The organism is Halorussus limi (assembly GCF_023238205.1).
GTDB classification, from domain to species: domain Archaea; phylum Halobacteriota; class Halobacteria; order Halobacteriales; family Haladaptataceae; genus Halorussus; species Halorussus limi.
The window spans coordinates 120,540-145,249 of the sequence record NZ_CP096662.1 but is presented as its reverse complement, the minus strand read 5'-3'; the positions used below and the strand labels follow the sequence as shown (position 1 = coordinate 145,249).

Genomic DNA, 24,710 nt, shown 5'->3' with positions numbered 1-24,710 from the left:
AACTGAGACAACGGGCTACTGAGCTCCTCACGTATTAACCAACAGACCAAGGGAGTATGCATCCAATTGTTGGTTAACGAAGGAGGCGTCTCATATCGGAATTGTTCTCGGAAGTGTACATTCTAACACGAAAACACGCAAACAACGACGCCACTTGTTGTATTCAGATCGGTTCCCTGAAACGCGGAAGTGACACGCCGCGGCTTATCGGAAAGGTGGGCATCTAGTTGAGTATGCCTAAGCACTCTACATCGACGTCGAACCGGTTGGCGGTCGACCAGCCGACACGGGGCGCTGACCGCAATCGGTCCCTCGCTGACCAGGCCGATCCGGCTACGGACGAGATGCTGTTACCGCAGCTCGACGACGGAATCACGCTGCTCGACGTCGAGAGTGGCCGCGGCGTCCCGATCCTGCAGTCGCTCGTGCTCGACCATCTCCTCCTGCACGACGGGCCCGCCTTCTGGGTCGACGCAAACGGCCACGCGACAACGACGACACTCGCCCAGATAGCCCCCAGTCAACGGTTGCTCAACCGAATCCACGTCGCACGCGGATTCACCGCCTACCAGCACTACGGCGCCGTCTGTGATCTCCCGACGGCAGTGAACAAGTCGATCCAAATGTCCACCACCGATGCCGGGGCGGCCGGTCGACGGGCACCAAGTCGCGACAAGGAAACGTCCCCCCACACACCCGCCCTCATCGTCGCGCCGGCCGTCGACGCCCAGTACCGCGCCGACGATACCCTCGGCGAGACTCACGCAAAAACCCTCCAAGCCCGCACCCTTGCCCGGTTAGCGACCTACGCCAAGGGGTACGACATCCCGGTGCTCGTTACGCGAAACGAACAAAACGAATTCACCGAGCCAGTCGCGACGGTCGCCGACCACTACCTCGAGTGCGAGCAGACGCGGATGGGCCCACGGGTCGTCGGCGAGGACTTCGAGACGCTCGTCTATCCCGTCGACGACGGCGCGTACTACCAGACGACGTTCGCGTACTGGCGGCAGCTGCTCGCGGCACGCGCCACGCAGGTCGGCGTGGAACCGACGACGCCGGCCGCGTCGACGCCGACCCCAGAGGGCGTCGGGACAGGCGTCACAGCTGACGGTGAGACGGTGGCGGCCACCGCGGACCCCTTGCTCGATGCGTGGACGGCGAGCGGTACAGGAGGCCGATAGCGATGGGGCGTACGAACCCAACCTACCGAGATGCGCTGCGGGCCATCGAAGAGCGCTGGGCAGAGTTCCGGCGGGCACTGCGGCGTCGCGACCAACCGCGCTTCGACCAGCTGTTCGAGTACGCCCGCAAGCACGCCGACGCGAGCGGGCTGTTGAACCACCAGAACCCGCTGCTGCCGGCGCTGCTCAGCATTGATCTCGAACAGGAGGGCCGCCTCGACGACCACGAGGAACGCCTCGAGGAACTCGAGGCCGCGGTCGCAGCACGTGATGACAAGGAGGCCGCTCCATCAGACTCGGACCCGTGACGATGCCGTTCAGCATCGACTTCCTGGACGACGGCCGCGTCCTGGAGTGGGAGGCAACCGCCGACGGCGCCGTCGCGACCGAGCGCGATGACTACACCCCACGCTTCTACGTGGCCGGTCGCGACCCTGATGCCGACCTCGACCTCACGACACTCCAGTCGGTGTACGACCAGCACCCGGACGTCGTCACGACCGAAATGGTTACGCGACGGCCGGGCTTTCGACGGGCCGAGGAGACCGTTCTCGCGGTCGACGTCGCCCACATCGACCGCGTCACCCCACTCGCCCGGAAAGCGCGTCAGCTGTCGGAGTATCCGGTCGGGGATCTCGCCTGCTTCAACGTCGACTTCTCGCGGGAGTTCCGATACTGTCTAGAGACCGGCGCCGATCCGACACCCGCGAGCGAGCTGTCGACGCTCCGGCTTAGCGTGCCGGTGACCGAAACGAGCAACGACGTCTACGGGGAACTGTCCGTCGCCGGCGACACCGTCACCGGCTCGCCGACGGATATCCTGACCGCCGTCCAGGGGGCGCTCGAAGCACACGATCCGGACGTCCTGGTCTGCTCGACGAGCGAGATCGTCCCTACTCTGTACGAGATGGCGACGGACGCCGGCGTCGACGACTTCTCGCTGAGTCGATGGCCGGACATCGACTTCCAGCAGCTCGCGAGCCGGTCGACGTACTCGAGCTACGGCCGCGTCGGTCACTCACCGGCGCGGTACAACGTGCCCGGCCGGGTGATTATCGACGAGTCGAACACGTTCTTCTACGGGGAGACGAACCTCGACGGCGTCCTCGACCTCGTGTCGCGCTCAAAGAAGCCCGTCCAGGAACTTGCGTGGGCGTCGATCGGGAACGTGCTGACGGCGATCCAGATTTGCGAGGCCCACGACCGTGGCGTCCTCGTGCCATGGAACTCCTGGCGCCACGAGTTCTACAAGCCGATGGGGACGCTCCATGACGCCGACCGCGGCGGGTTCATCTTCGCGCCCGAGGTCGGCCTCCACGAGAACGTCCACGAACTCGACTTCTCCTCGTTGTATCCGAACATCATCTGTACCCGGAACGTCTCACCGGACGTCATCCGGTGTGACTGCCACGGCGACCGCGACGACGTCCCCGGCCTCGGATACTCGATCTGCGACGACCAGGGCTACCTCGTCGACGTGCTACAGCCGATCATCGACGCTCGCGACGAGATCAAGGCGGCCATCCGTCACGAGAAAGAACGGGACGACCCCAACGAGGACCGGCTGGCGGAACTCGAGGGACGGTCGGGAGCGCTAAAGTGGATCCTCGTCGCCTGCTTCGGCTATCAAGGGTTCAGCAACGCGAAGTTCGGCCGCATCGAGTGCCACGAGGCGATCAACGCGTTTGCTCGCGAGATACTACTGACGGCGAAACAGCGGCTGGAAGCCGGCGGCTGGCGGGTCGTCCACGGCATCGTCGACTCCATCTGGGTGACCCCGCATCCCGACGTCGACGACGATGACCGCGAGGACCTCCAGACGCTCGCAACGGAGATCACCGACTGCGTCGAGATTCGACTCGAACACGAAGCTCAGTACGACTGGGTGGCGTTCGTGCCGCAGCGCGAGAGCGACGCCGGCGCGCTGACCAAGTACTTTGGGAAGGTCGCCGGCGACGACGACTTCAAGGTCAGAGGTATCGAAGCCCGACAGCGTTCGACCCCGCCGTTCATCGAGGACGTCCAGCGGGACTGTCTCGAACGGCTCGATGCCACGCGGTCACCGGACACCGTATTTGACTGTCTTCAGGACGCGATCAAGCGCCTCCACGCTGGAACGGTGCCGGTCGAGCAGCTCGTCGAACGGAATCGTGTCTCCAAGCCGCTGGAAGGGTACACGCAGAACACGCAGAACGTGGCGGCGCTGAAGCGGGCTCGGGACCAGGACCTCGCTATCCACCCGGGACAGGACATCGAGTACGTGGTCGTCGACGACGAGAAGAGTTCGCGAGAGCGGGTCGCGTTGGCCCACGAAGAGGTAGAGTCGTACGATGCGTCGTACTACGAGACGCAACTCGTCAGAGCGGTCGAGAGTGTGCTGGCACCGCTTGGCTGGGATCGGACGGAGATTCAACGCGAGATCGAGGAAACTCGGGAAACGGACTTGGCCGCCTTCACCGAGATTGAGAGAGGTTAACCAACACTATCGAGGTATCGGGAGGTTTGTTGGTTAATGCTGAGTGGAGACACGGAAGGGACCTGGAGAGAATACTTCGCCCACACACCCCTCGTCCAGAGTGAAAACCAATCAAGAGAGTGGGGTGAGGTCCACGGGAAACGGGGGTTCTCGTGGGAGAAGCTCAGCAAGAATCACGGTAAGACTGCCTGAGACGAGAGAACACGGAAGAAATGGAACAGCAAACACGAGCAGCGGTTCGAAACCACCCGGACGAATGCCGCCTTCGTCCTCTTTCCTGTGCTGAATGCACTTGGAGAGTGGTAGGGGGTAGGTAGTAATAAAACTTCTAGGTAATACTATGCAGGTTGGTATGTTTGGAGGATCTTCGACTGTGTGACGACTGCTGTTCGAGGGATACTCGTCTCACGTCTTGTGATTTCGGTACTTCCCAGCCGACTCGTCGTGTGGTTCCCGCCCGGTGAGCCGAGGGACTCTCGTAGCGTTTCACTCTGGACGAGGGGTGTGGGGGTTCGATTCCATCGTCCGCGTATTATGAGACGTTGAAGGAACAATCGTCATTCTGACTATTCACCAACCACCGAACCGGCATCAAAGCCAAAATCGGGATTGGTATTTCCCGATCTCCCTCATCAATCGGAATCAAGATACTCGATCCCGACAGTTCCGATTGTACCCTGCTTTACTTCGGCTGGAGATCTGACCTGCGTCTTCACTCTTGACTGGGGGTGCCGACGAACGCTCGTCACCATCATTCGAGATTCACACTCCACTCCAGCTCGTCACACCGGCGCTTTCACTCTGGACGAGGGGTGTCTGCCGTGCGTCAGACATCCAGTGCCGATGTGTCCTCTCATAGAAATGATTGATTCCCCAGTTCGGGAGATACACTCTGGACGGGGGGTGTCGTCTCAACCAAGTACGCTGCTCACCGGATGGAGGGCTATTCACTCTTGACCAGGGGTGTGTCAAACCCGCTCCGGTCCGGCGCTTTCACTCTGGATTGGGGGTGCCGGTTTGCGTCGGTAACTCTTGCTCCGAATCCGATTTCACTCGGGACCGACTCGAACCTTTGTGAGGATGATACGCCAGCGACGAAACATCAGAAGACGACCATAGCCCGATTTACACTCTGGTCGAGGTAGCCAAATCATTAAGTAGGTCCCATCCGCGATATCTGATATTGATGGCTGAGGAACCGTCCCAACTCTCTGACTTCGACGGACGCTACGAGGATCCCGCTGACGATCCCCTCTTTGACTTTGATGAAGACGACCCCGACCGAGCCAACATTTTCGCTCGAAAGGAACTGCTGAAGGTTGGCCACGTCCCTGAAAGCGGCCGTATCGTCGGCCGGGATGGCGAGATCAAGGCCGTTGCTGCTGAACTCAGGCCGATCGTTCGTGGCGATCCGCCCAACAACGTGATTATTTACGGCAAAACGGGAACCGGGAAGTCGCTCGTTGCCCGTCACGTCACCGAACGAGCCCGCCGAGCCGCGGAGTCGAACGGTGTGTCCGTCGGCACGGTCTACGTCGACTGCGCGCAGCACAACACACAGACACGCGTCGCGAGGACGGTAACTCGTTCACTCAACGAGACGGACGAGACTGACTTCGATATTCCACGCGCAGGGATTGGCAGCGGTGAATACTACGACTATCTCTGGGAGATTCTGGATACTGCCTACGAGTCAGTTATCATCATCCTCGACGAGGTGGACCGACTCGATGACGACGATATTCTTATGCAGTTGTCGCGGGCCCGCGAATCGGGGAAAGCTGATTGCCACTTGGGCGTCATCGCAGTCAGTAACAAGATCGAGTATCGCGACCAGCTGAACGAACGCGTCAAGTCCAGTCTTCGCGAGGAGGAGTTTGTCTTCCAACCCTACGACGCGAATCAACTGCGCGAGATTATGAAGCACCGACGGGACGCGTTCCACGATGGCGTTCTCTCGGATGATGTGATCCCGCTGACGGCGGCACTAGCCGCCCAAGAACACGGTGACGCCAGAAAGGCAATCGAAATTCTTCGTCACGCCGGGGAACTAGCCGAGCGAGAAAACGTCGAGACGGTCGTCGAGGAACACGTTCGCGATGCCCAGGAGTGGGCCGAAATCGATCGGTTCGAGGAGCTGCTACGTGGGTCGACGACCCAGGTCAAATTCATCCTCTATTCGCTCGCGCTGCTCACCGAAGAGAATCCGAACGAGGATGGATTCTCTACCAACCGGATTTACGAACGGTATCAGGCGACGACAGAGAAGGCTGACGCGAAGACTCTCAGCGAGCACCGCGTCTACGAACTGTTGAAAGAGCAGGCGTTCCTCGGTGTCGTTGAATCAACTCGGACTGGTGGTGGCCGGGGTGAAGGCAGTTATCTCGAGCACCGGCTGGTTCAGGACACCGGCATCGTGCTGAAATCTGTCCTCCGGGACAGCCGGTTGGAAGACTTGGCCTAGCTCCCGTTTCGGTCGCTGACCACACCCCTGATCACGAGTGTATCTCCCGATACGTCGGAAACGTGGGGTGGGTGATCCGAGGTCGTCTTGTCCTCCCAATAATCGACTTTGGGCGGGGTGACGAAACGACGGAAACGTGGGGGGTCTGACCCCCTCAATCGTGGCTGCGTTCCCTCCACCGACCTCCAGTTACGACGGAAACGTGGGGTGGGTCTGTTCTCTCCGAGTGTTACCTGTCTGGGCTGACCGGACACATTCACACTGTGGGGTGGGGTTGAATCCATTCACACTGTGGGGTGTGTCCTCTGCTACTAATTGCGCTTGACAAAACCCTCGGCTACGGTTCACCACCCTCTACTCGTCGGGATTGACGGGGCCTTTATACTGGGAACGAACTTTTTCGCCTTCTCGCCACTGCCAGTAGTAGTAGCGGTTGTCGTTAATCTCCTTGATCGTGATCGTGGCCTTCGCCGGGACGTCGTCCGGCAGATCGTCGGGACGTTCTTCGATTTCGCTTTCATCTGAGTCCTTTTCGAGACGTGCCTCGCGAGCTTTGTGCTCAGCTAGCTCTTCAACGTAGCGGGCAACGTGCTGGAGCTGCTCAGAAGAGGACCCGTTGAGCGTATTGACGAGGTCTGTCGGGAGTTCCGCCGGCGGCGTCGGTGGCTCGTAGGACATCAGCGGTCGCCTCGTGTTAACCAACAAAGCGCGCATCGGCATAGATTTGTTGGTTAATAAGATATCGTCCCGTCACGGGCTGAAGAGTATGAATAGCAAACTATTCAAAAATAGCAACCCGGGGACGCCGTCGATGTCAAACCAACGGCAATCAAATAAACCTCACCGTAGCGGAGGTCGAGAACTCAATTGGTGCTGTGAAGATCACGACCATTCTCTCTCTGACTCACGGTAGGAAACGTCGAGATCGAGATCGTCGTACATACGATTGAGCATAGCAAGTGCCGACTGAAACGTCGCATAATGCTCCCGCATGAACTCTATCGTCTCGCCCCGAGAAATGACTGGATATCCTTCGACGTGGTCGGGGTTGAGCACCGAACGCTCGTCGAGGACGACTTGGAGAGGGGCTTCAAACGAGTCCTCCGGTCGACGCTCAAATCCTGTCGGGATTCCAAATCGTTCGAAAAAACGCTGCCAGGCGTCGGCATCCTCCTCGAGGACGGTAAGAAAGAGCGGGTAGTCGTCAGGGTCGCGACCGACCTGGTAGCCGCCCTGAGTCCACACGTAGACGGCGTCCACCTGTGTAAAGGCGAAGGGCCAGTCACCGAACTGTGGGAGTACGTACGCCTCTTCGATGGACGGTGGATTCACGCCGGCACTTGTGACTAGCAGGTCTCGTGCCGCCTTACGGACGCGATCGTCGGTCACGAACAGTCCATCATCATATCGAAGATACCCCCTATCCTCTAGTTGATTGACTGCTTGTCGAACCGTTTCGTAGGGGGTGTGGAGATGTTGGGCTACCGTTCGGATCGAATCCCCAGGATTGACTGCGAGCAACACTCTAGCAGCAGTCTCATCAAACGGTTCGTACATCTATCAGGTGCCAATATTTTGGTAAGAGTCAAATAAATTACTACACTTTCGGCTATGCCGTTCTGAACGGCCTATGCAATCCGTCTGACTGACTCAAGTCCCGAGACACCAGCCAGTCTGTCTCTGACCTCTTCCTCGCCAATCGCCGTAGCCCATAGGACCGTAATTTCGACGGTGATGTGTGTGGCTGACAGCTGTGGCTCGATACTATCCAGTTCGTCAATCGTGACGTTATCGATAGTTTCGGGCCGCGAGAGACGCTTCTCAGCGTCAGTGACGAGGTCCCCATCCGCGCCGCAGGGGATTCGAATCGTCACGACGGCAATTGTCGTCGAGTCTAGGTCGGTGGTATTGGATACTGCCATATTATCATCTCCGTTGAGGCGCGTCTCACGGGCCAGATGTTCGACAACTGTACTCTGAGTGCACGAGGGACGATTCGAACGCCCGTCTCGGTCGTGGCACGACCGCGTGTTTCCGAACTCCACCACTCGCGCATCCTCAAAGAAAAGATCCGAACAGGGCTAGGTCAGTTCGAACGCCTCGATCTCATCGATGATCTGCTTCGGATTCTCGGCGTGTTCGATGAACGAGAGGACGTTCTCCGACCATCCCGAGATGTTGTAGACGTTCTCGTAGCCTTCTGGCGTCACCAGGTCGCCGTAGGCCGCGAGATCGACGAGATACAGCGCGGTGTCCGCAGACACCTCGTCCCGATACGTATCGAACGCGTCTTTGACCGTCTGGGAATCGCGGGCCGTGAACGGCGTGTTGGCCCAGATCTGCATATCGGTGAAGACGACGATCCGTTCAACAGCATCCCCTCGGTCGTGGAGGTGCTTGATCGCCTTCCAGCCGTTCGTCGAGTTCCCGACGTCCTCGTCGAATGCCAACACCGCCGCTTGGCGCTGCAGTACTGGCGTGTCGACGTGCATCGGAACGGTCTGGAAGTCGTCGCCGAACCCGCCGACGTCGGCACCCTGGTCGGCCAGGATCGCACCGAACAACGCACCGATCTCCTTCAATCGGAGCGTGCTGTTCGCGGACAGCGGCTGATCCATCGATCCCGACAGGTCGACCGCGACAAAGGTATCGCCGAATCCGCCAGGCACCGTCTCGACCGCGACATCAATTGCGTCTTCGAGCCACTGCTCGACCGTCGGTGCCTGGACATCCGCGTCTTGCAGCGCGGTGTAGGCCTGGTAGTACCGGAACGGGTACAGCGGCGCGTGTCGGACTGCCTCCAGGTCGAGGTGATCCACGACGGTGTCCTCCGGAACGCCGGCTTCGAGCATGTTCCGGAGGTTCCGGATCGATGCGAAGATGGGCAACGTGTACTCGTCGTCCTCGATGAGCAGTTCCCAGGCGGCTTGGGTGTTGCCGCGCTCGGAGATAACCGTCTCCCAGGTGTTGGGCGCCGGCAACGGGTCGACGTCGGGATAGTTGTCGAGGCCGCCGCGCATGAACCGCTCGAAGAGCGCTTCCTGCTCGGCGTCGACGGGCGTGGGGTGGACGCGGTTGAAGACGTCGTATAGCGTCACCTCGCGCCGCGACAGCTCGTACTTGCCCAGCGTGTAGGCGTCGGCCATCTCCACCAGCGCGTCCTCGATCCCGCGTCGAAGCGGCCACGGCGCAGTCCCGCCAAACAGCTGATCGTGGACCGCGAGCGCGGTGGCCGTCTCGTCCATCCGCTGGATGATCGCCGGCGCCCATTCGCGGATGAGCGACTCGGGGGAGTCGTCCTTGAACCGGTCGTCGTTGGCCGCCAGTACGAGTAGCACTTGTGGGATGTCCCGCAAGTAGAGCTCCTGGCGCGCATAGGCTGCGAGCTTCAGGACGAACTCCGGATCCTCGTTTGCGGCGGCATCGAACTGGTGAACGACAGCAGCCAGCTGCTCGTCATCGGTCTCGTAGAACGAGCCCTCCAGCAGTTGGTTGATCGTGCGCTTGTACAGTGCGAGTCGGGGGTCGGCAGGCTCGAACGCTTCTCCACCTTCATAGTTGGTGGTCCGCGTTGCCTCCGCGACCGTTTGCTTTGGCGTGTTGAATTCCATCCTATCACCCGGAGCCGCAACAGGCGACTCCGATCGCAGCTGCCCACACGCTCTGTGAGCAGCGAGTATCGGGAGAGAAACTTCCCGAACCAGCCTCGCTTCGCTCGGCTGGACGTTCCCGGCACGATTCGAACGTGCGACACCCGGCTTCGAAGGCCGGTGCTCTGTCCTGACTGAGCTACGGGAACACGAGTGGCCGGACAATTTCTGGAGCGAACGACGGGATTCGAACCCGTAATGTGCCATCGACGTAGCGCTCCAGATCGACGGCCACTGGCGACACGGCGACCGGAAAACTGTCGGAGCGGGACCGGTGTCGAGCGTCCTCTCGTACGCTCTTTGTCCGGGATGTTCTCGATGGACTGCGCCACCGACAGGATTTGAACCTGCGAGTTCCTAGCGAAGCAATGCTCCGACTCGACGGTCGCCACGTGCGGTCGGGCAACCGGTGGCGCGACGGGCTATGACTCCCGTTGGTGTGCTTTGCAGGCGAAGAAACGCACCACCTCGACGACCACACGCTTGGGGAAAGCCGACCGTGACAGCGTCACGGATCCGTGGCTGCCCGCTATGTCAGACACGGAAAAAACGCTGTCAGGGCCAGCCCCCCGAGTGCTCCCGAGGGGAATCGAACCCCCGACCTCCACCTTGAAAGGGTGGCGTCTCTCGCCAACGGAGACTCCGGGAGCGCAGTAGGGACGAAATCAAGCGCTGAGGTGCGGCGGATACGCACGGATTATCGCAGGCGTTCGAACCCCTCGAGTTGCCCGTGCGTGAACGTCACTTGATACGTGACGAGTGTATCGAGATTCTCGAAGGAGTGTTTGAGCTCGAAGCGGCCGTGGTAGTCGTCTCGTTCGATCCAGCCGTCGTGGACTCGGTTCCGACAGCCGGCCATGTAGAGGAGATCTTCCTCGTCGACGTCGTCACGGCTCGCGTATGGCCGGTCTTCCGGCGGGACCGCTTCGGTGTGCCACTCCTCTTCGAGGAGCCGACCGTCCGCCGTAATCCGAAATGTGGCCATGGTCGGTCGATCGATGCCTTTCGTCTGCCAGTCGACGTCCTCGGCAGGAGTAATCCCTTCGGGGTACTCTGGCAGGTGGACATCGTCGTAGAGTTCGACTGTATCGAATAGTCCCATTGTTGTCCTCCATTGCGGGACCAGGAGTCGAACCTGGGCCTCGGGGATATGAGCCCCGTGGACTGCCATTATCCTATCCCGCAGCACACAATTCGGAACTCACTCATGGGCATCTCTTAGTTCTCCACAGCTGTCCGTGTCCCTCAGTCTCGTCGGCTGGAAGTGAGAGGTCTCGGACTGTTGGAGAATGCTCCAGCCCGGATTCGAACCGGGGGCTCGGCCGTGAGAGGGCCGTGAGTTTGGCCGCTACTCCACTGGAGCGGGTTGGTCTCGTCTGGAACGAGTCGTCGGCCAGTGGGACGGGCAGGATTCGAACCTGCGTGTTCTCATTACAGGTGAGACGAAGGAACTCTCACCGTCGCACCGGCTCTCCGGTGAAAACTCGGTGAGAGTGTGTGAATGCCAGGCTCTTCCACCGTCCCGCAGTCTCCCCGGCACGACTCGAACGTGCGTCTCCTCCTCTACAGGGAGGCATCGTACCGCTAGACCACAGGGAGAAAATGTCGCCGCGAGGATTCGAACCTCGGAAGGACCTACGCCAGCGGGTCTGAACCGCTTCTCGTTGACCACTTGAGTACGGCGACGTAACGGTGAAGCGAGAATTGTCTACAGGCACGATGGCCGGATGCCGCCACCAGGATTCGAACCTGGGAAGGACTAACCACACGGGTCTCGACCGTGTCCGTTTGACCACTCTGGCATGGCGGCGCAATTCGAGAATTGCCAGCGACTCTGCGAATCACTTCGGCACGCAGCGGCGGGAGAGCCATTTGAACACTCGTGTCCTTGCGGACGCTGCGGTTCCAACGCAGTCCCTTGACCAAGCTACGGAAATCCCGCCAACGGTGAGACGGAGAGTCGAACTCCGAAGCCTCGCGGCTCTCGGTTTCACACCGAGCGCGGTCGCCTATCCGCATGTCTCACCATCTCCGTCGGAACTTGCTCCGACAAGCCCGCCTCGCGTTTCTCACCGGGACACCGGAAGACGCGCATTACTCAGCTTCTGACCCTCTCTACCGAGGCGAATGTGCTCATCAGCACCCAGTCACGGCAGGGATGGATGGCGGTCACCTTGTTCCGTGGAAGTATGCGCCGTCCTCGGTGACGCAGATTTCCACGCTTCCAATCGTGTCGATAGACGTTGTTTCACCGATCGGGACGTGACGGAACGCTTCCTCCTCGCAGGCAGGGCAGACATTCGTTGTCATGACGCCGCGACCCGGATTCGAACCGGGAGACCGATAGCAGACGGCCACGGCATAGCAGGCCGCTGGGTTCCCCAATACCCAGTCGCGGCACAGTGAGCCGACGCGGATTCGAACCTCGATCCTGTGCGCCCAAGGCACAGATCGTCGTCCGCTGGACCATCGGCTTACCGGACTGCCGAGCGTTCGGCAGTTGATTATCTATCTGTACGACTTTCCAACTGCGCAACCGCGACCGAGTAGTCGTGGTTGCGCGTCTCATCGCGGGGGCGTACTTCGGGAGGTTCCCGGGAATACCACACCGGCTCATGTAGGTTGCGGACCCTGCTGGGCCCAGCATCGTCGGAACGATCCAGCTGATCGCACCAACGGGCTGCCTACCTCGATGGGTATCCCCACGTGGCCACGCCACGCATCCACGCCGACGCCGGGGTTTGAACCCGGATCACGACCGCGACAGGGCCGTATGCTCGCCGGGTTACACCACGTCGGCATGTCGCCCCGGCCGGAATCGAACCGGCGACCTCCGGATTCAAAGTCCGGCGTCCCTCGCCAGCGGAGACTCCGGGGCTCTACGTAGCCGCAGCTCTCGCTGCGGGGCTGTTGGCTAACGACTTCCGTGCGCTCAGCGCGGACGGAGCCCGTTCGACCCTGTATCGAAACGAACGGAAACCAATCAGCCGCGAGCCTGGCATCCCGCACTCGTATTAGGCTGTGTCCTGAGCGAGTACTGGGCACAGGCAGGCGGCAATCCCGTGTTCCCCGACCCGTGACGGGTAGTCCGTATGGGGGCCGAGTTATGCGGGTGAGAGTGTCCGGCCGTCGCCGGATTGCGTCGAACTCTCGTATTCGAAGTCGACGTGGATCCGGCGGTTTGCGCCCGGGCTCTTCGCACGCTGATCTTGTAGGCACTCGCCGAACACGGGACCCGCGGCTAAGCGAGAACGAGCACGCCGCGGGGTGAGGCGAGTGATGATCATCGTGTTGAACTCTCTCGGTTTGAGGAGTGTATCGAACGTCAGCAGAAAATATCGTGGCAATTGTATTAAAATTAGTTTGGGTGTGTTACTCACAGGCACGGCAGTCACACTTCGAGATACGGTTACATATGACGTTCATCGTCTAGGATCGGCTGTCGTCGATAGCCGGGTGCTGGCCGGTGTCCTCGATTGGATTCACAGAAACTATTTACACCAACCTGCTCTCTGTGACGATAGATGAGTGGCCGATCGTCGGTTCGGTTCTAGCCGGGAGCCCAGTCACACGGCGTGACTGACGGTTCTCGGTTGGATACCAATGACCGAGAATACCGACTCAAACGAATCTCAGAAGCCAGAGAGTGCAAACAGCGGGTATTCCAACCACACCGAACAGCGATCATCCCCCGGATGCCAGTGCAGTGGTGCTTCCCCTCCGTGCGATGCGTGTAACACCACCCAGTCCGACAAACTCCACGAAATCTCCCTTGGTGAGCGGGCGTATGATGTGTGTGGTGATTGCCTCCAGCTCCTCGTTGACGACGTCGAGGAGTACCACTGGTGGGACCGCCTGACTGAAGCGCACTACAATCGCGCTGCCGAGTTTCTCCGCTCCCTTGATGCAGTCTGGTGTGTCAAAGATCAGGCGTACGCTGGCGGGGAACTGTGGGTCCACACGCCCTATTGCGATGCTGCAGTCGTCAGAGATGTGTGTGACCACTTTGGGTTCCAGATTCGCTGGTTTAGCGTTGTATACCCCGTTGACGATGGCTTCGAGTGCGTCTCCGAGCACGGACCCTGTATCGAGATCAACCTCACGTTTACAGCCCACCGTTCGGATCCACTCCCGCTTGAATACGACATTCAGAACGACGTGACGTACCACGAGATCGAGTGGCTCGATGAGTATCGGCGCCTGTTCACGTCGCCTCTCGAGTAGTTCGGACTCGCAGATCGAATTGCCTCTCCGAAATCCGTTTGTACAAACGCCTCACCATTTGACGCCCCGACCTGAGTGCCAAGAGCCTGTATTCCATCCTCACCGATATACGTATACATAAATCGGAGAGATTGGAATCTATGAGGGGAGTGGAGCTACGGGTTATCGACTGTTTGCGGGATCGGTCCTACTCGGTTGGCGAGTTAGCCGATGCTATGATAAACGCAAATCGTGCGAGACTTTATACGTTGGCAGAGCCAAGATTTGCTTGACTAATGGATCTGGACGACGCGGTTGAGGAGGCTCTCGCAACATACGGGATGTCGCGGAGCGAAGAGGCCGAGGAGACGGGCCGAACAGTCGCGATGCTCCAAGACTAGCGCACGCCGTTCACTCGAGGTTCCGAATTTTCTCTGCGAACTCCGCCTTGGATAGCCCAGGGGTCTCCATCAGCTCGGGGTTGTCGGTGCGCTCTACTGCCTCTTCGACGAATTCGATCCAGAGTTCCTCGTGCGCTGTCGCGTAGACAGCTTTCGCTTCTGAGGGATACATATCCAGCTCGTATGCCGTCAGGTCGATCTGGACCTCGTGTTTCCGCTCAAGCGTTGTCGCTCCGAAGTCAGAGAGATGTTTGAGTAGAACATTCTTCCGACGAACCGTCAAGAGTCGTTTTGACTCGTTAATATACTCGTTTACCCACTCCCGCCAGTCGTATGTCTCTGAGTCGATTTCCACGGAGGTCTCTGGCATCGAGAAATCGGAAGCAATCCGACGGAGGTAGAACTGAATCAGGGCAACTGCAGTCCGATGGTTCCCATTCGGAAGCGCGTGTTTGAGAATGATATTTGAGGCGAGACGGCCTGCAACATCAGTCGCGCTGCCCTCCCACGATGTCCGGTTGAGCGCGTCTGGGAGTGCATCGATGTCGATGTTCTTGTACGCTTCAACGGGAACTCCTTCTTCTTCCTCGTTCTGGGCTATGAGTGCTTGATAGATCTCGAGGAGCCGGGCAACGATGGTACCGTTATCAGCACCCATCTCTGAGAGTGCCTCGCCAAGATCGAATTCGAGATCGCCGACGTCCCCACCACCGACGCGGAAGGTATAGATACCGAAGTACTCGCTGTCAAGATCGTACTTGCGAACCTTCACCGCCACGTCATCGTCGTACTCGACAATCCTGGCAACGATCTCTGATGGAGCCTCGTGGACAAAATCAAGAGAGAACTGATTGTCGCCGGTTGGTGATAATAGACGTGACCCATCTACCTGATTCGCTGTACTTGGAGGAGCATCTTAATTCACGCTACCTTTCGGACCGACCTGGCATCAGGATTCCATCGAACCGAGTCTCTCCCAGTCGACGTTGATTCGGAGATGATACTCACTGTCGTAGCTTCCCTGTTCGGATCGCATTGGGTCGAGGAGCGGACACCCGCTCGTGAATGACTTGAGGAGCGTCTCACGCGCCGGGAGGTCAATGCCGAGCTGGTCGGCGAGGTAGACGATCCGCTTGGTCGCAGCGCCGTTGTCGGGTCGCTGGAGGCACTCAACGACCGTCGCCCACGAATAGTCTCGATCCTCCGCGACGACTATCGCCTGTACGAATTCTCGGATGCCACCACAGAGTTCGGGATGGTCGGTACAGTCAACGGTCGTCTTTTCCACATCTGCGACGTTCACGGCGGTGCCCTCGATGAGCCTCGACTCGTAGCCGAAGAATTTGATCTTGAGCGGAGCGACTACGTCCGTGAAGTCGGTCAGTCAGTGGCTGATCTCCGGGACTAACGACAGACTATCGCTCCCTATTCTCTGACAATCACTCCTAATCCGGACGGGGTGTGTTCTCGTATTTGACCATCTTCTCGGGCTTATCGGCGATGGTGTCGTAGATCTGCTGAAGTGTCTCCTCCGCGGCGAGCAGATTGTGCGTCTCCAAGAACTCGCGGCCGTCTTCGGTGAGGCCGTAGAACTTCCAGGGATACCCCTGCCGGCGCTGGTCGTCGTCCAGGGCGACCTCTGTGACGATGCCGGCGTCGATCAGCTTCTGGATGTGCTTGTAGACGGTCGCATCGCTCACACTGGGATTCAGCTCTTCGAGTTCGTACATCGATGGGAGCTGTTGGGGGTGAGCGAGAATATCGCTGATAAGCGAAAATCGTGTCTGCTGTGTAATGAAGTGGACGAGTTCGCGTGGTGTCGTGTCGTCGCCGACACCCGAACCAGCATCCATAACGATGTGTTCGACCGGGCGTAGTAAAGTAGTTTACCCGAGAGTAAACTACCGGGCCAACTCACTCTGATGAGTGTACCGCCAAGCGAGTAGGGCAGGATAATTCACTGTTACCCACTCTCTTCCCACTCCGGACGTGGCGTCGGGGACGGGAGTTCGTCAACCACAGTTCGGAGTTCGTCCTCTGTCGTCCACGGGAAGCACCGCTCGTGGAGTTCGAATTTGCGGAACTTGTTGAGATGGACCCAACTGTACGCTGCCGGCTCTTCGCCCTCATCTGCCCGGTCGTCGATCACATCCCACACCTCCTGTTCGTCGATGTCGAGACTGCTCTCTTGGGCGCGATCAACGAGCGACTCGACTTTTGATTGGACTTCATCCGCCGACAAATCGTCTGCGAACGCGATCTCGAGGGCGGCCTGAATGACGTGCTGTGTCGAGTCAAGGTTCTCGTCAGTCACCCACGCGTAATCACGTGGGAACACGTACGACTTGTCGAAATACGGCGGGTCATCGATTTCGCCCAATTCAGGCGCCTCCCCACCACTCTCCTTCTCGAAGACCCCAACGATGTAGTCGCTGTATGTCGCGAGCAACGAAAACATGATATCGAACGTATTGAGGCGGTCAGTCGGAAGTTCGAGGAGATCACCCATGATGAACGGATAGGCACCGAGCTGCTTCGTGAGTTCGTTTTGGACGGCGTGAAGCCGGCGGATATAGGGGTCGCGATAGCTCCCCAAGATGAAATACGATGTCCGCTGACTCCAGAGATACGGCAATTCACGCTGGGTGAACCGCCAGATTTCCCGTTTCTCTGCAGGCTCAAGTTCGATGCCCCCGACGGCCTCGTGAACAACGGTCATAATCTCCCCAGCGTCCGGCGGCGGGCTTGAGTCAGTCATTAGCTGCTGATTCAAACCACACCACCTTATTCCTTCTGAATCACTTTGGTTTTTTCTGAGTTAACCAACTTGGACAACCCTAACTGTTATAGCGTCCTATCTCGTACCATCACGTATGAGCGAAACCGACACTGGCGCGGCCGATGCAGGGCCGTTCGCGGAACAGCAGCGGCTGTTCAAGCTGCTGTCCCAGGATACGCGCCATCTCATCATCCAGGAGCTGCTGGGCCACCCCGCCCATCTGATGTCGCTCGCCGAACTCGAGTATATGACGGGAAAGAGCCAGGCGGCCATCAAAGACCAGTTGGAGACGTTGATCGACGCCGGGCTCCTCGCACGCTACACGTACGAACCAAGCGAGGGAAAACGTGATCTCCCCTCCCAGTTCTACGGATTCACGGAGCGGGGCGTCGAGGTCCTCCACGACTACAAGTATCTCCGTGGGCTTCCGGTCGCACGCGCTCTCTACGAAAGCACGCGGAAGACCGAGAAAATCGAACGCCACGAATCGGCGCCCCGTCCGGAGCTTCCTGAAGCTGTCGCGGAAGCACTCGAGTTCGACGAACCCGATCTCGACGCCGTCGATGGTGGTACAACCCGATAGTTCGTCGTAGAACAGCCCCGTTCTCAGTGCCGGAGACTGAAGGTATGCTGACTTCGCACCCTGGTCAGGACTCCGTCGGCTCTAGCGTGGCTGGCTCGACGTTGATTCGAAGGCGATACGTGCTGTCGGTCGATCCGGTTTCGGGCCGCGTCGGATCCAGCAGCGAGTACCCACTCGTGAACGACGCGACGAGTTCCTCACGGGCGGGGAGGTTGATGCCGAGCTGGTCGGCGAGGTAGACGATTCGCTTGGTCGCAGCACCGTTGTCGAGGCGTCCGAGGTACTCACCGACCGTGTCCCAGTCGCAGCCCCGTTCGTCGGCAGTTCGCATCGCGGTCGCAAGTTCCCGAAGGCCACCACAGAACTCGGGGTGGTCCGCACAGTCGACCAGCGTCTTCTCCAGGTCGCTGACCTGAACGGTCGTGCCCTCGATCGATGTCGACTCAAAGCCGAAGAATTTCCGCTCGGTGACTGTCGTGACGCGGTACGGGACGCCGTGGATCTCTCGGCTTTGCGCCCGGGTCGGCGTGACGACGTACACCGTCCGGGGGACCTGTTCGGTCAGCCCGTGGTGGCTGAGGGCGCTATAGTAGCCGATGTACATCGGCTCGGCGACGTGGGCGGCGATGAGGTACTCGTGGGTTGTGTACACGGCTTCCTCGCCGGCAGTGAGTGGAATGATGAGATACGTGCCCGGGAAGAGCTGGTCGAGCCAGCCCTTTTCGGTGAGCCGGGAGGCGATCTCGCGGGCGGTGTTCGGGGGGACCTCCAGCGTCGTCTCGATGTCGTCGACGGAGATGATCTGGTGACCCGCGCCAGCGAGTCGTGTAAGGAGTCGACTTTCTCGAGTCGAGAGACTCTGGCGTATATTTTGCAATCGTTCTATAGTACTCATACCTGCGTTTCCTACATAGAGTATAAACACGGGCCTGCTTTAGCCTTGCCCCATCCCTCTTAGCTTCCTTAACCAACACAAATCACTCGATAGATATGTGTTGGTTATAATCCGTGAAGACTGTGGATGGATAAATCGGATGTGGTAAGTACTCACGTCTTCCTGTGGACGTATTCTACAAGGTGTATCAGGTGACAGACTGGAAAAATGATTCTGTCGGCAGTATCTTCCAACCCCGTCTTCTGGCTGGCCCAACTATTGATGGGACATTGGATCGAGTAAGAATTAGTCATTCGATACGAAATCCCGATCGTAATCAAAAACAAGGTGGAGGGGCTTGTTGACGTGCCCATAGCGTTGACTTGCCGGCACTACGAGACACAGGTATGAACCCACGCGATATCATCCGGCGAGACTATGATTCACGCGACGGCGAGGACCCGCTGCGCGTACTGGTGGATACCGCGTCACTGAACGAGCAGCTCGCCGATGGTAATGATGCCGCCCAGCGGGTACTCGGCTATGCAGCGAACCGCGAGTTCGAATTCATTCGGTCGCCCGACACGCCCCGGCACGAGGAGCTTGAGTGTATCCCACCGTATACAATTGAGACGGCAGAGAACGGGGCTCGAATTGTCCGGAGCGATGATGATGGACACCAAACGACCGCGTCATTCTCGTATCTGTTCGGATATCAGGAACGGGCGATTCGACGGACTACAGCACGGATCTTCTCCGATAACGTTGACGCGTATGCGACCGAAGTAGAGGACGTCACCGATCGAGAGCTGGCGACAGTTCGGCAGGTGTTCGTCCACGCCGCGCTCAACAATCGTGATGAGGGACACCTGTTCATCACGAACCGAGCAGTGCTCCTTACCAACCGACGGTGGTTCGAGGCGCACTTCCCCGGGGGACAGCTGAATATCATGAGCCTCAGCGAGGCAGTCGAGTATCTCGGGCTCTACCTCCGGTACCGGGAGCAGTTCTACGCTAGTCCGAACCTCACCGTCGGAATGTTTGGCTGGTACTGGCATCTCTTCCGGTCGTTGGTTCCTCGGTATCATGTGGAGGCCGACGCGGATGACGACTATTTACGGGGATTTAGCATCCGATTTCAGAACTTGCTTATCGCCGTCGATGAGATCGGGTATCAGTTTTTCCAGGAGCCAGATAACCGGACACAGCTCAACGTCCAGTACCATTTCGACAATGCGATCTCCCTGATCACCGGCGTGTTCGATACATTAGCCCTCAAGACCGCGGAGAAGTACGCTATCGACGATCTTCGAAAAGAATTCATCTCGCTCTCGAACAACCGGGGACGGGACTTTCTGAATGAAGTACGGGAGGCAAACACCGATCTTCGTGATCATATCGCGGACCACATGGCGTACATCAATCTGACCTATGTTCTCCGACCGCTCGTAGTTCATCGCGGGGGATATCAGGACAGCCTGCTTGAGGATACAGACCAGAGGTGGACAGCGGGAGTTATCCCACTTGACCGATTCAATGAGGCAGATCGGGATGCCTTCGAGCGGTACTACCGCGAGATAGATGACGATCCCTTACCCTATGATCCGCTCACTGAGTGGGGCTTGTATCAGGCAGACTGGGCTGATGCGGGCTACATCGAACCATACCACTTCATGAAGGCCGCAGTGAAGACGCTCATCCAGTTTGCTAATGCGTACCTCCAATTGCTCGGCTATCCGGATTTCATCGAGCAACACAGAGAGGACGATGAGGGAGCGACGTTCATCGATACCTGTGATCGAATCCGTCAAAACGGCTTGACCGGCTTCTATCAGGCGTTCCCGTAGCTATCTCCGACAGTCAAGGGAACTGGCTGAAAGAGACTGTAATAGGCTCTTCAGCTCTTCCTGAATGGTGTGGGAATCCCGCCCGCGGTAAAGCGAGCGACTGTTCCGCAGCTGGGACACTCGTCGACAAACGCACAGACTCGAAGCGAGGTTTCTAACTGACGCACGCTGCTGCACACGGAGCACTCGTACGCGGTGCGATACCTGACTGACGGACGGTGATGTTGCCGTCGTGTACGGGGGTTCGATGCCGGTGTCGTCTTGTCGTGAGACGTTGCTGTCGAGGATTGTTCCCGGTTCGTCGTGGACTGATCGTGATCGAGCTGCCAGGCTGAATCGGGAAGCGTGTCGTAGATACGATCTGGCTTGCTGATGCCCATATCGAGAGCATCAGGCTCGGCTGGTTCGTTTGCGTCATCTGATCGGGATTCATCGACTGGGCTCCCGCTGACGTGTGATGTATCTCGGTGACTTGGAGAAACCGCCTGTGCCCATGCACCGAGTTCGACGGCCTCTGCCTGCTCGTAGAGCACGCCATCGATGGCGGCCGCCAGTTCAGCGAGTGGCTCGAAGATCTCGGACTCGCCATGTTTCTCGACAGCGTTCTCGAACAGCCATTCGCGGAGCGTCGCTGCAGTCTCTCTATCGACAGTATATGATGGAACTGTCTTCATTCGTTTCTCACTCCGCTCCTCGTGGGTACGACAAACCTACAGAATTCGCAGATCCCGTTGAGAGTGGCTCTTACGGATGAATCGCCCTTTCAAACTCGAGACAGTCGAACTCTGGCAGTTCAGAATTGGGAGCTCGGGCCCGGAACCACCTAATACAAAGCGGCTGGTAGAAGGACGGAGAAAGTAGAGACCGATGGTTACGTACGATTTGTCGAGGATGGATGTGGGATTGATTGCAGAGATGATTGCAGGGCGATACGGTGGTTTCCCAGAGCCGCTTGAGGAGGTGATTACTACACATGTGATAGACCGGCCTGAGGGGAAGGAGTATAGCAGAGACGACATCCGAATTCATTCGAAGAGTCGGAATCTGACGGAGGAAGTCCATCTAGGGGTATTGGAGGGTGTTACGTTGCCGGAAGATGGTGACTGGGGGTATTCGCAAGGGTGGATACCTGACGATATTCTTATGGTGCAGGCACTGACACCAGTGGAGGGCACGCCGAGCCCGCCGCATTCGCGAGAGGAGGTAGACCCGACGACGGATCTGTTGGCGTACTATGCGGTGGAGGTGAAAGCGGTATCGAGTGGGAACCGGGTTAGGTTGACAGAAAATCAGCAGGAGAGTTTAGCAACTGTAAGCAAGGAAGTGGAACGAGTCCATCCGGTTATCGTAATAGTCGACGTAGGTGACCTCCCGGAGTCGGCGGAGGTTGAGGTTGATATTTATGAGGAGTCAGTTTGGGCGGACGGTCAGATGTCGAAAACCGTCCGGGGCTAATTCCAGATCTAGTCTCACTAGTTGCGTGACACGGCTGTCAGCGAGGTTGTGGCTGCGCGCGCAGCGAAGCGAGCACGGAGCGGTGGGTGGGGCGGCGGGGCGTCCACGGGCGGAGGTCGCCACTGAAAACGGGGGAGCGCCCCGCTCAGCGCAGGGTGTCCCGTTCCTCCTCGAGGCCGACACCCGGGTCGTCGGTGCCGTGTTCGGCTTCGTAGGCGTCGACAAGCTCCCGACTGTACCGCGCGATCCGGTTTCGGGACGTTGGCACGATCGTGCTCGCCGCCGCGGCGACCTGCTCCTGGGTGAGGTGCTTGCGCGAGAGCAGGCGATCCGCCGCGTACAGCGCCGACGCCGCGACGGTGCACCGTGGCGTTCCCGGCCCGACCGGCACCTGGTCGCCGAGTTTCATCAGGTGTTGGGCCAGCCGCCACGTCCGCACGGCTCGCGCCCCGGGGATGGCGTCGTCATCGAGCGCGTCGACGACCCTCATCACGGCGTTGGGCCTGATGAGTGGTGCGTCGAACCCGCATTCGCACCGGATCTTCCGCGCCGCAGCGCACACCCGCTCGTGGGGCGCTTTGGTGTGCGTCGCGACCGCAATGTCGATGTCGTCCCGGTCGACCGATGAGGCCCGTGCGGCTAGGAGGACGGCGCCGCCGGCGAGTGCCTCCCAGGCCATCCGGCCGCCCGGCAGCCGCGCTTCCGAGGCGCTCCGGAGGAACTGTGCCGCCATCTTGACGACGTGGTCTGGTAGGTCCAGGTTACCGCCGATCATCTCGACGTCCCGGAGCCCCTCGTTGAGCCGCTTCGTCCGCTTGCGCTTCTCGCCGAACTGCATCCGCTTGTGCCACTTCCGGAGGCGCTGGACCTTCTCCCACTGCTCGTTACTGAGGGGATTGCCGTGACCGTCGGTGTTCCTCCCGATTTTCGTGTGCAGGCCCTTGTCCGTCCGCAGCGGGTCCACCGTCTCGATGCTCTGGTCGGCGTTTCCGACCAGGCCCAGGTCGTTCAGCGTCGGGCTCAGGTCGACCCACTCGTCGGCGACGATCAGCCCGCAGTCCGTGCAGAACGACTGCTCGTCTTCGGTGATCACCTGGCCCTCACACTCAGGACAGGTGGATCGTCCTGACGGCTCGTGTTCGACCGTCGGCTCGTGACCGCGTTCTTCGGTGGTCGTACTCTGTACGTCCGAAACCGTCTTTTCGCTCGCGTTGTTACTCGACATTGGTGTGCTAGCACCTGAAGGCGCTCACTACAGCGCCCGACACCCCCGTGTTCCAGCACGGGGATTTCCCCGACGTCACGACCGACAGAGCCGTCTGCGCGCTCTCGCTCGCGCCTTCGCGAGCGCCCTACCGGGCGCGAGCGAGAGCGCGCCCGCACGGAGGGACCACAACCAGCGCCGCGCGCCGACCCGCCCGGAGCGAGCTGCCAGCGCATTCCCCGTTCGCCGCGACGCAACCACGTCCGTCGCGGTCGGCTGTGCCGAGGTCCGCAGGACCCGAACGGGTGAAGCGCTGGCGTCGAGGGCACATCCACTTTAGCCCGGCAGTCCGCCCGCTACTGCAGGCAGACCGCCCGGAATGGTCGGTCGCGAGCGACGCGGAGGGCGGCAGCGGCGAGCGGCGCGAGCTGGTACGTACACACCCGTCCAGCCGGCCACGTCGCTCGGTGAACCATTCATCGCCCTAGCGGACTCAGAAAGAGCGAGGCGGCCGGTGGCTTTCTAATAGCTCGCTCTGATACCACGCGAGCAGGGAGCAGTATCTCGCGAGCAAACTCGACGGACGTGACCCTGATGGCAAAGGGAGTTAGCTGTCGAGATTCCTCTAGTGTCGATGAGCCGGCCAGTCACGCAGGACTCCGTCGCTGATATGGCAAAAACTCGTTACTCGTCCTGGAGTGCAGCGTAGATCTCCGCGTGCCGCCGGCCGTCGAAGGCCCCCATCTTGAGGGCAATCTTGCGACGCTCGGCGTCGGTCTCGGCCGCCTGATACTGCTCGTACAGCCGCCGGACCTCGGCGTCAACCGCCGTCGCGTCGCCATCGTAGACGTCGACGTCGTCAGGGGCAGCGAGATCGAGTGGCTCGTCCTCGAGAACCGCTTTGAGGAGGCGGAACCGCTGAGCGGGCTCGGCGCCGACCAGCTGCGTGACCGTCTCGAAGTCGAGCTGGTCGTCGTAGTATGTCGTCGCGACGAGCTCCTGGAACGGTTCACTGTCCGCGGTCTTGTCGAGATACTCGCGGAGAGCCTCGACGAGCAGGTCTGATCGGTTCGTGTCGTAGACCTCCGCAATGGCGTCGAGGCGCTCGACGAGAGACGCCGGCGAGTGAAAATGAACTCGCTGCAGCTCGTCGCTTGGGTCCATACGATGCGTACGTTTCGGACAGACGCTCGTAACGGTTTCGGGGCTTGCGCAGAGCACACGCTCTGAGCGTCAGGAATCGGAGGCGTCGAACTCAATCGTCACGCTGTGCGGGCAGCTCTGCCAGGAACCGGGTGGCTGCTGTCCCGATTCGAACGCCGTCGATGTTGTCGACGTCGAGGTCCACCGTAGCAGTTCGAAACGGCTCGTCGTCGACGAGCACGCGCTGGATAATGGTCCGGACAGTCTCTGAGCCATATCTGTCGACGACAGTCGCCAACGCTTCGTCCAGGTGAGCGTCTTGGTGATCCGCTCGTGGGTGCTCTGCTCGCTCGAGGACGGAGTCGACGACGTCATCGACCGATGGGTGCGCAGGGTTGTCGGTTCGCTTACGAACGTCATAGAGAGGCTCAGCGTCGGTCATCATAC

At 59.5% G+C, this 24,710-nt stretch carries 20 protein-coding genes, 13 tRNA genes and 3 pseudogenes; 8 read left to right on the top strand and 28 right to left on the bottom strand.

Annotation, left to right across the window (positions count from 1 at the left end; all coding sequences use genetic code 11):
* Nucleotides 1-233: 233 nt before the first annotated feature.
* The 4 genes from M0R89_RS22470 to M0R89_RS22455 all read left to right on the top strand — a co-directional run bounded on the left by M0R89_RS22470 (nt 234) and on the right by M0R89_RS22455 (nt 6,124).
* Nucleotides 234-1,184 (top strand): hypothetical protein, encoded by a 951-nt coding sequence (locus M0R89_RS22470; protein WP_248653032.1) that lies wholly within the window; start codon nt 234-236, stop codon nt 1,182-1,184.
* 2 nt (nt 1,185-1,186) lie between these two features.
* Nucleotides 1,187-1,492 carry a DUF8156 family protein gene (locus tag M0R89_RS22465; protein ID WP_248653031.1) on the top strand — a complete coding sequence of 102 codons (306 nt, stop codon included), beginning with the start codon at nt 1,187-1,189 and terminating at the stop codon, nt 1,490-1,492.
* A gap of 2 nt (nt 1,493-1,494) precedes the next feature.
* Entirely contained in the window at nt 1,495-3,660 is a 2,166-nt protein-coding gene (locus M0R89_RS22460; protein WP_248653030.1) for a type B DNA-directed DNA polymerase, read from the top strand.
* Nucleotides 3,661-4,846: 1,186 nt separating this feature from the next.
* Entirely contained in the window at nt 4,847-6,124 is a 1,278-nt protein-coding gene (locus M0R89_RS22455) for a Cdc6/Cdc18 family protein (protein ID WP_092635370.1), read from the top strand.
* Nucleotides 6,125-6,478: 354 nt separating this feature from the next.
* On the opposite strand, the gene M0R89_RS22450 is transcribed toward M0R89_RS22455, so the two are convergent.
* From M0R89_RS22450 to M0R89_RS22365, 18 genes are all read right to left on the bottom strand, one after another.
* Entirely contained in the window at nt 6,479-6,802 is a 324-nt protein-coding gene (locus M0R89_RS22450) for a DUF6788 family protein (RefSeq protein ID WP_158832337.1), read from the bottom strand.
* Nucleotides 6,803-7,006: 204 nt separating this feature from the next.
* The gene (locus M0R89_RS22445) at nt 7,007-7,681 is read right to left on the bottom strand and encodes a MarR family transcriptional regulator (RefSeq protein ID WP_248653029.1); all 675 of its coding nucleotides are present in this window, start codon (nt 7,679-7,681) and stop codon (nt 7,007-7,009) included.
* 71 nt (nt 7,682-7,752) lie between these two features.
* The gene (locus tag M0R89_RS22440; RefSeq protein ID WP_248653028.1) at nt 7,753-8,046 is read right to left on the bottom strand and encodes a hypothetical protein; all 294 of its coding nucleotides are present in this window, start codon (nt 8,044-8,046) and stop codon (nt 7,753-7,755) included.
* Nucleotides 8,047-8,105: 59 nt separating this feature from the next.
* Nucleotides 8,106-8,178: transfer RNA gene (locus M0R89_RS22435), tRNA-Gly, on the bottom strand.
* Nucleotides 8,179-8,205: 27 nt separating this feature from the next.
* A complete protein-coding gene (locus tag M0R89_RS22430; protein ID WP_248653027.1) occupies nt 8,206-9,735 on the bottom strand; it encodes a TROVE domain-containing protein in 1,530 nt (509 codons plus the stop codon).
* Between the two features lie 113 nt (nt 9,736-9,848).
* Nucleotides 9,849-9,923, bottom strand: a tRNA-Arg gene (locus M0R89_RS22425).
* Between the two features lie 425 nt (nt 9,924-10,348).
* Nucleotides 10,349-10,424, bottom strand: a tRNA-Glu gene (locus tag M0R89_RS22420).
* A gap of 47 nt (nt 10,425-10,471) precedes the next feature.
* Nucleotides 10,472-10,876, bottom strand: a complete 405-nt coding sequence (locus tag M0R89_RS22415; RefSeq protein WP_158832329.1) for a hypothetical protein — start codon at nt 10,874-10,876, stop codon at nt 10,472-10,474.
* Nucleotides 10,877-10,888: 12 nt separating this feature from the next.
* Nucleotides 10,889-10,959 (bottom strand) — tRNA-Met (locus M0R89_RS22410).
* Between the two features lie 105 nt (nt 10,960-11,064).
* Nucleotides 11,065-11,137 (bottom strand) — tRNA-Glu (locus M0R89_RS22405).
* 34 nt (nt 11,138-11,171) lie between these two features.
* Nucleotides 11,172-11,298 (bottom strand) — tRNA-Thr (locus M0R89_RS22400).
* Nucleotides 11,299-11,302: 4 nt separating this feature from the next.
* Nucleotides 11,303-11,373, bottom strand: a tRNA-Tyr gene (locus M0R89_RS22395).
* 4 nt (nt 11,374-11,377) lie between these two features.
* Nucleotides 11,378-11,460 (bottom strand) — tRNA-Leu (locus tag M0R89_RS22390).
* Nucleotides 11,461-11,502: 42 nt separating this feature from the next.
* Nucleotides 11,503-11,584 (bottom strand) — tRNA-Leu (locus M0R89_RS22385).
* 502 nt (nt 11,585-12,086) lie between these two features.
* Nucleotides 12,087-12,173, bottom strand: a tRNA-Ser gene (locus tag M0R89_RS22380).
* Between the two features lie 4 nt (nt 12,174-12,177).
* A tRNA-Pro gene (locus tag M0R89_RS22375) sits at nt 12,178-12,250 on the bottom strand.
* Between the two features lie 250 nt (nt 12,251-12,500).
* Nucleotides 12,501-12,574, bottom strand: a tRNA-Asp gene (locus tag M0R89_RS22370).
* A 3-nt stretch (nt 12,575-12,577) separates the two neighbouring features.
* Nucleotides 12,578-12,653 (bottom strand) — tRNA-Gln (locus M0R89_RS22365).
* Nucleotides 12,654-13,377: 724 nt separating this feature from the next.
* Here M0R89_RS22365 and M0R89_RS22360 point away from each other — a divergent pair.
* On the top strand, nt 13,378-13,998 hold the full coding sequence (locus tag M0R89_RS22360) for a hypothetical protein (RefSeq protein ID WP_248653026.1): 621 nt from the start codon (nt 13,378-13,380) through the stop codon (nt 13,996-13,998).
* Nucleotides 13,999-14,388: 390 nt separating this feature from the next.
* Here the strand turns inward: M0R89_RS22360 and M0R89_RS22355 are convergent, their stop codons facing one another.
* From M0R89_RS22355 to M0R89_RS22340, 4 genes and pseudogenes are all read right to left on the bottom strand, one after another.
* Entirely contained in the window at nt 14,389-15,177 is a 789-nt protein-coding gene (locus tag M0R89_RS22355; protein WP_465261930.1) for a DUF8172 family protein, read from the bottom strand.
* Nucleotides 15,178-15,327: 150 nt separating this feature from the next.
* Nucleotides 15,328-15,723 (bottom strand): annotated as a pseudogene (locus M0R89_RS22350) (type IV toxin-antitoxin system AbiEi family antitoxin domain-containing protein); the annotation flags it as partial.
* Between the two features lie 100 nt (nt 15,724-15,823).
* The gene (locus M0R89_RS22345) at nt 15,824-16,231 is read right to left on the bottom strand and encodes a MarR family transcriptional regulator (RefSeq protein ID WP_248653024.1); all 408 of its coding nucleotides are present in this window, start codon (nt 16,229-16,231) and stop codon (nt 15,824-15,826) included.
* Between the two features lie 110 nt (nt 16,232-16,341).
* A complete protein-coding gene (locus tag M0R89_RS22340; RefSeq protein WP_248653023.1) occupies nt 16,342-17,136 on the bottom strand; it encodes a DUF8170 family protein in 795 nt (264 codons plus the stop codon).
* 115 nt (nt 17,137-17,251) lie between these two features.
* Here M0R89_RS22340 and M0R89_RS22335 point away from each other — a divergent pair, with 115 nt between their 5' ends.
* Nucleotides 17,252-17,740, top strand: a complete 489-nt coding sequence (locus M0R89_RS22335; RefSeq protein ID WP_248653022.1) for a helix-turn-helix domain-containing protein — start codon at nt 17,252-17,254, stop codon at nt 17,738-17,740.
* Nucleotides 17,741-17,804: 64 nt separating this feature from the next.
* Here M0R89_RS22335 and M0R89_RS22330 read toward each other — a convergent pair whose 3' ends face one another.
* The gene (locus M0R89_RS22330; RefSeq protein WP_248653021.1) at nt 17,805-18,635 is read right to left on the bottom strand and encodes a type IV toxin-antitoxin system AbiEi family antitoxin domain-containing protein; all 831 of its coding nucleotides are present in this window, start codon (nt 18,633-18,635) and stop codon (nt 17,805-17,807) included.
* 386 nt (nt 18,636-19,021) lie between these two features.
* Between M0R89_RS22330 and M0R89_RS22325 the strand changes: the two genes are divergently transcribed.
* Entirely contained in the window at nt 19,022-20,461 is a 1,440-nt protein-coding gene (locus M0R89_RS22325; protein WP_248653020.1) for a hypothetical protein, read from the top strand.
* 50 nt (nt 20,462-20,511) lie between these two features.
* Here the strand turns inward: M0R89_RS22325 and M0R89_RS22320 are convergent, their stop codons facing one another.
* Nucleotides 20,512-21,135, bottom strand: coding sequence for a hypothetical protein (locus M0R89_RS22320; RefSeq protein WP_248653019.1), 624 nt, complete (start codon nt 21,133-21,135; stop codon nt 20,512-20,514).
* Nucleotides 21,136-21,358: 223 nt separating this feature from the next.
* Between M0R89_RS22320 and M0R89_RS22315 the strand changes: the two genes are divergently transcribed.
* Entirely contained in the window at nt 21,359-21,916 is a 558-nt protein-coding gene (locus M0R89_RS22315; RefSeq protein ID WP_248653018.1) for a hypothetical protein, read from the top strand.
* A 145-nt stretch (nt 21,917-22,061) separates the two neighbouring features.
* On the opposite strand, the gene M0R89_RS22310 is transcribed toward M0R89_RS22315, so the two are convergent.
* The 4 genes and pseudogenes from M0R89_RS22310 to M0R89_RS22300 form a co-directional block, all read right to left on the bottom strand.
* The gene (locus tag M0R89_RS22310; protein ID WP_248653017.1) at nt 22,062-23,141 is read right to left on the bottom strand and encodes a transcription initiation factor IIB; all 1,080 of its coding nucleotides are present in this window, start codon (nt 23,139-23,141) and stop codon (nt 22,062-22,064) included.
* Between the two features lie 663 nt (nt 23,142-23,804).
* Nucleotides 23,805-23,954 (bottom strand): annotated as a pseudogene (locus tag M0R89_RS23660) (hypothetical protein); the annotation flags it as partial.
* Nucleotides 23,940-24,284: pseudogene (locus tag M0R89_RS22305) on the bottom strand (ribbon-helix-helix protein, CopG family); the annotation flags it as partial. The pseudogenes M0R89_RS23660 and M0R89_RS22305, both read right to left, overlap by 15 nt.
* Nucleotides 24,285-24,375: 91 nt before the next feature.
* Complete coding sequence (locus M0R89_RS22300; RefSeq protein WP_248653016.1) at nt 24,376-24,705, bottom strand: DUF8158 family protein; 330 nt, start codon at nt 24,703-24,705, stop codon at nt 24,376-24,378.
* Between the last annotated feature and the right edge of the window lie 5 nt (nt 24,706-24,710).

Coding starts and splice junctions, on each gene's coding strand:
- M0R89_RS22445 (WP_248653029.1), bottom strand. CDS start 7,681: ATGTACGAACCGTTTGATGAGACTGCTGCTAGAGTGTTGCTCGCAGTC.
- M0R89_RS22310 (WP_248653017.1), bottom strand. CDS start 23,141: ATGTCGAGTAACAACGCGAGCGAAAAGACGGTTTCGGACGTACAGAGT.
- M0R89_RS22300 (WP_248653016.1), bottom strand. CDS start 24,705: ATGACCGACGCTGAGCCTCTCTATGACGTTCGTAAGCGAACCGACAAC.
- M0R89_RS22440 (WP_248653028.1), bottom strand. CDS start 8,046: ATGGCAGTATCCAATACCACCGACCTAGACTCGACGACAATTGCCGTC.
- M0R89_RS22430 (WP_248653027.1), bottom strand. CDS start 9,735: ATGGAATTCAACACGCCAAAGCAAACGGTCGCGGAGGCAACGCGGACC.
- M0R89_RS22335 (WP_248653022.1), top strand. CDS start 17,252: ATGAGCGAAACCGACACTGGCGCGGCCGATGCAGGGCCGTTCGCGGAA.
- M0R89_RS22415 (WP_158832329.1), bottom strand. CDS start 10,876: ATGGGACTATTCGATACAGTCGAACTCTACGACGATGTCCACCTGCCA.
- M0R89_RS22460 (WP_248653030.1), top strand. CDS start 1,495: ATGCCGTTCAGCATCGACTTCCTGGACGACGGCCGCGTCCTGGAGTGG.
- M0R89_RS22320 (WP_248653019.1), bottom strand. CDS start 21,135: ATGAAGACAGTTCCATCATATACTGTCGATAGAGAGACTGCAGCGACG.
- M0R89_RS22325 (WP_248653020.1), top strand. CDS start 19,022: ATGAACCCACGCGATATCATCCGGCGAGACTATGATTCACGCGACGGC.
- M0R89_RS22465 (WP_248653031.1), top strand. CDS start 1,187: ATGGGGCGTACGAACCCAACCTACCGAGATGCGCTGCGGGCCATCGAA.
- M0R89_RS22345 (WP_248653024.1), bottom strand. CDS start 16,231: ATGGATGCTGGTTCGGGTGTCGGCGACGACACGACACCACGCGAACTC.
- M0R89_RS22450 (WP_158832337.1), bottom strand. CDS start 6,802: ATGTCCTACGAGCCACCGACGCCGCCGGCGGAACTCCCGACAGACCTC.
- M0R89_RS22470 (WP_248653032.1), top strand. CDS start 234: ATGCCTAAGCACTCTACATCGACGTCGAACCGGTTGGCGGTCGACCAG.
- M0R89_RS22455 (WP_092635370.1), top strand. CDS start 4,847: ATGGCTGAGGAACCGTCCCAACTCTCTGACTTCGACGGACGCTACGAG.
- M0R89_RS22330 (WP_248653021.1), bottom strand. CDS start 18,635: ATGAGTACTATAGAACGATTGCAAAATATACGCCAGAGTCTCTCGACT.
- M0R89_RS22360 (WP_248653026.1), top strand. CDS start 13,378: ATGACCGAGAATACCGACTCAAACGAATCTCAGAAGCCAGAGAGTGCA.
- M0R89_RS22340 (WP_248653023.1), bottom strand. CDS start 17,136: ATGACTGACTCAAGCCCGCCGCCGGACGCTGGGGAGATTATGACCGTT.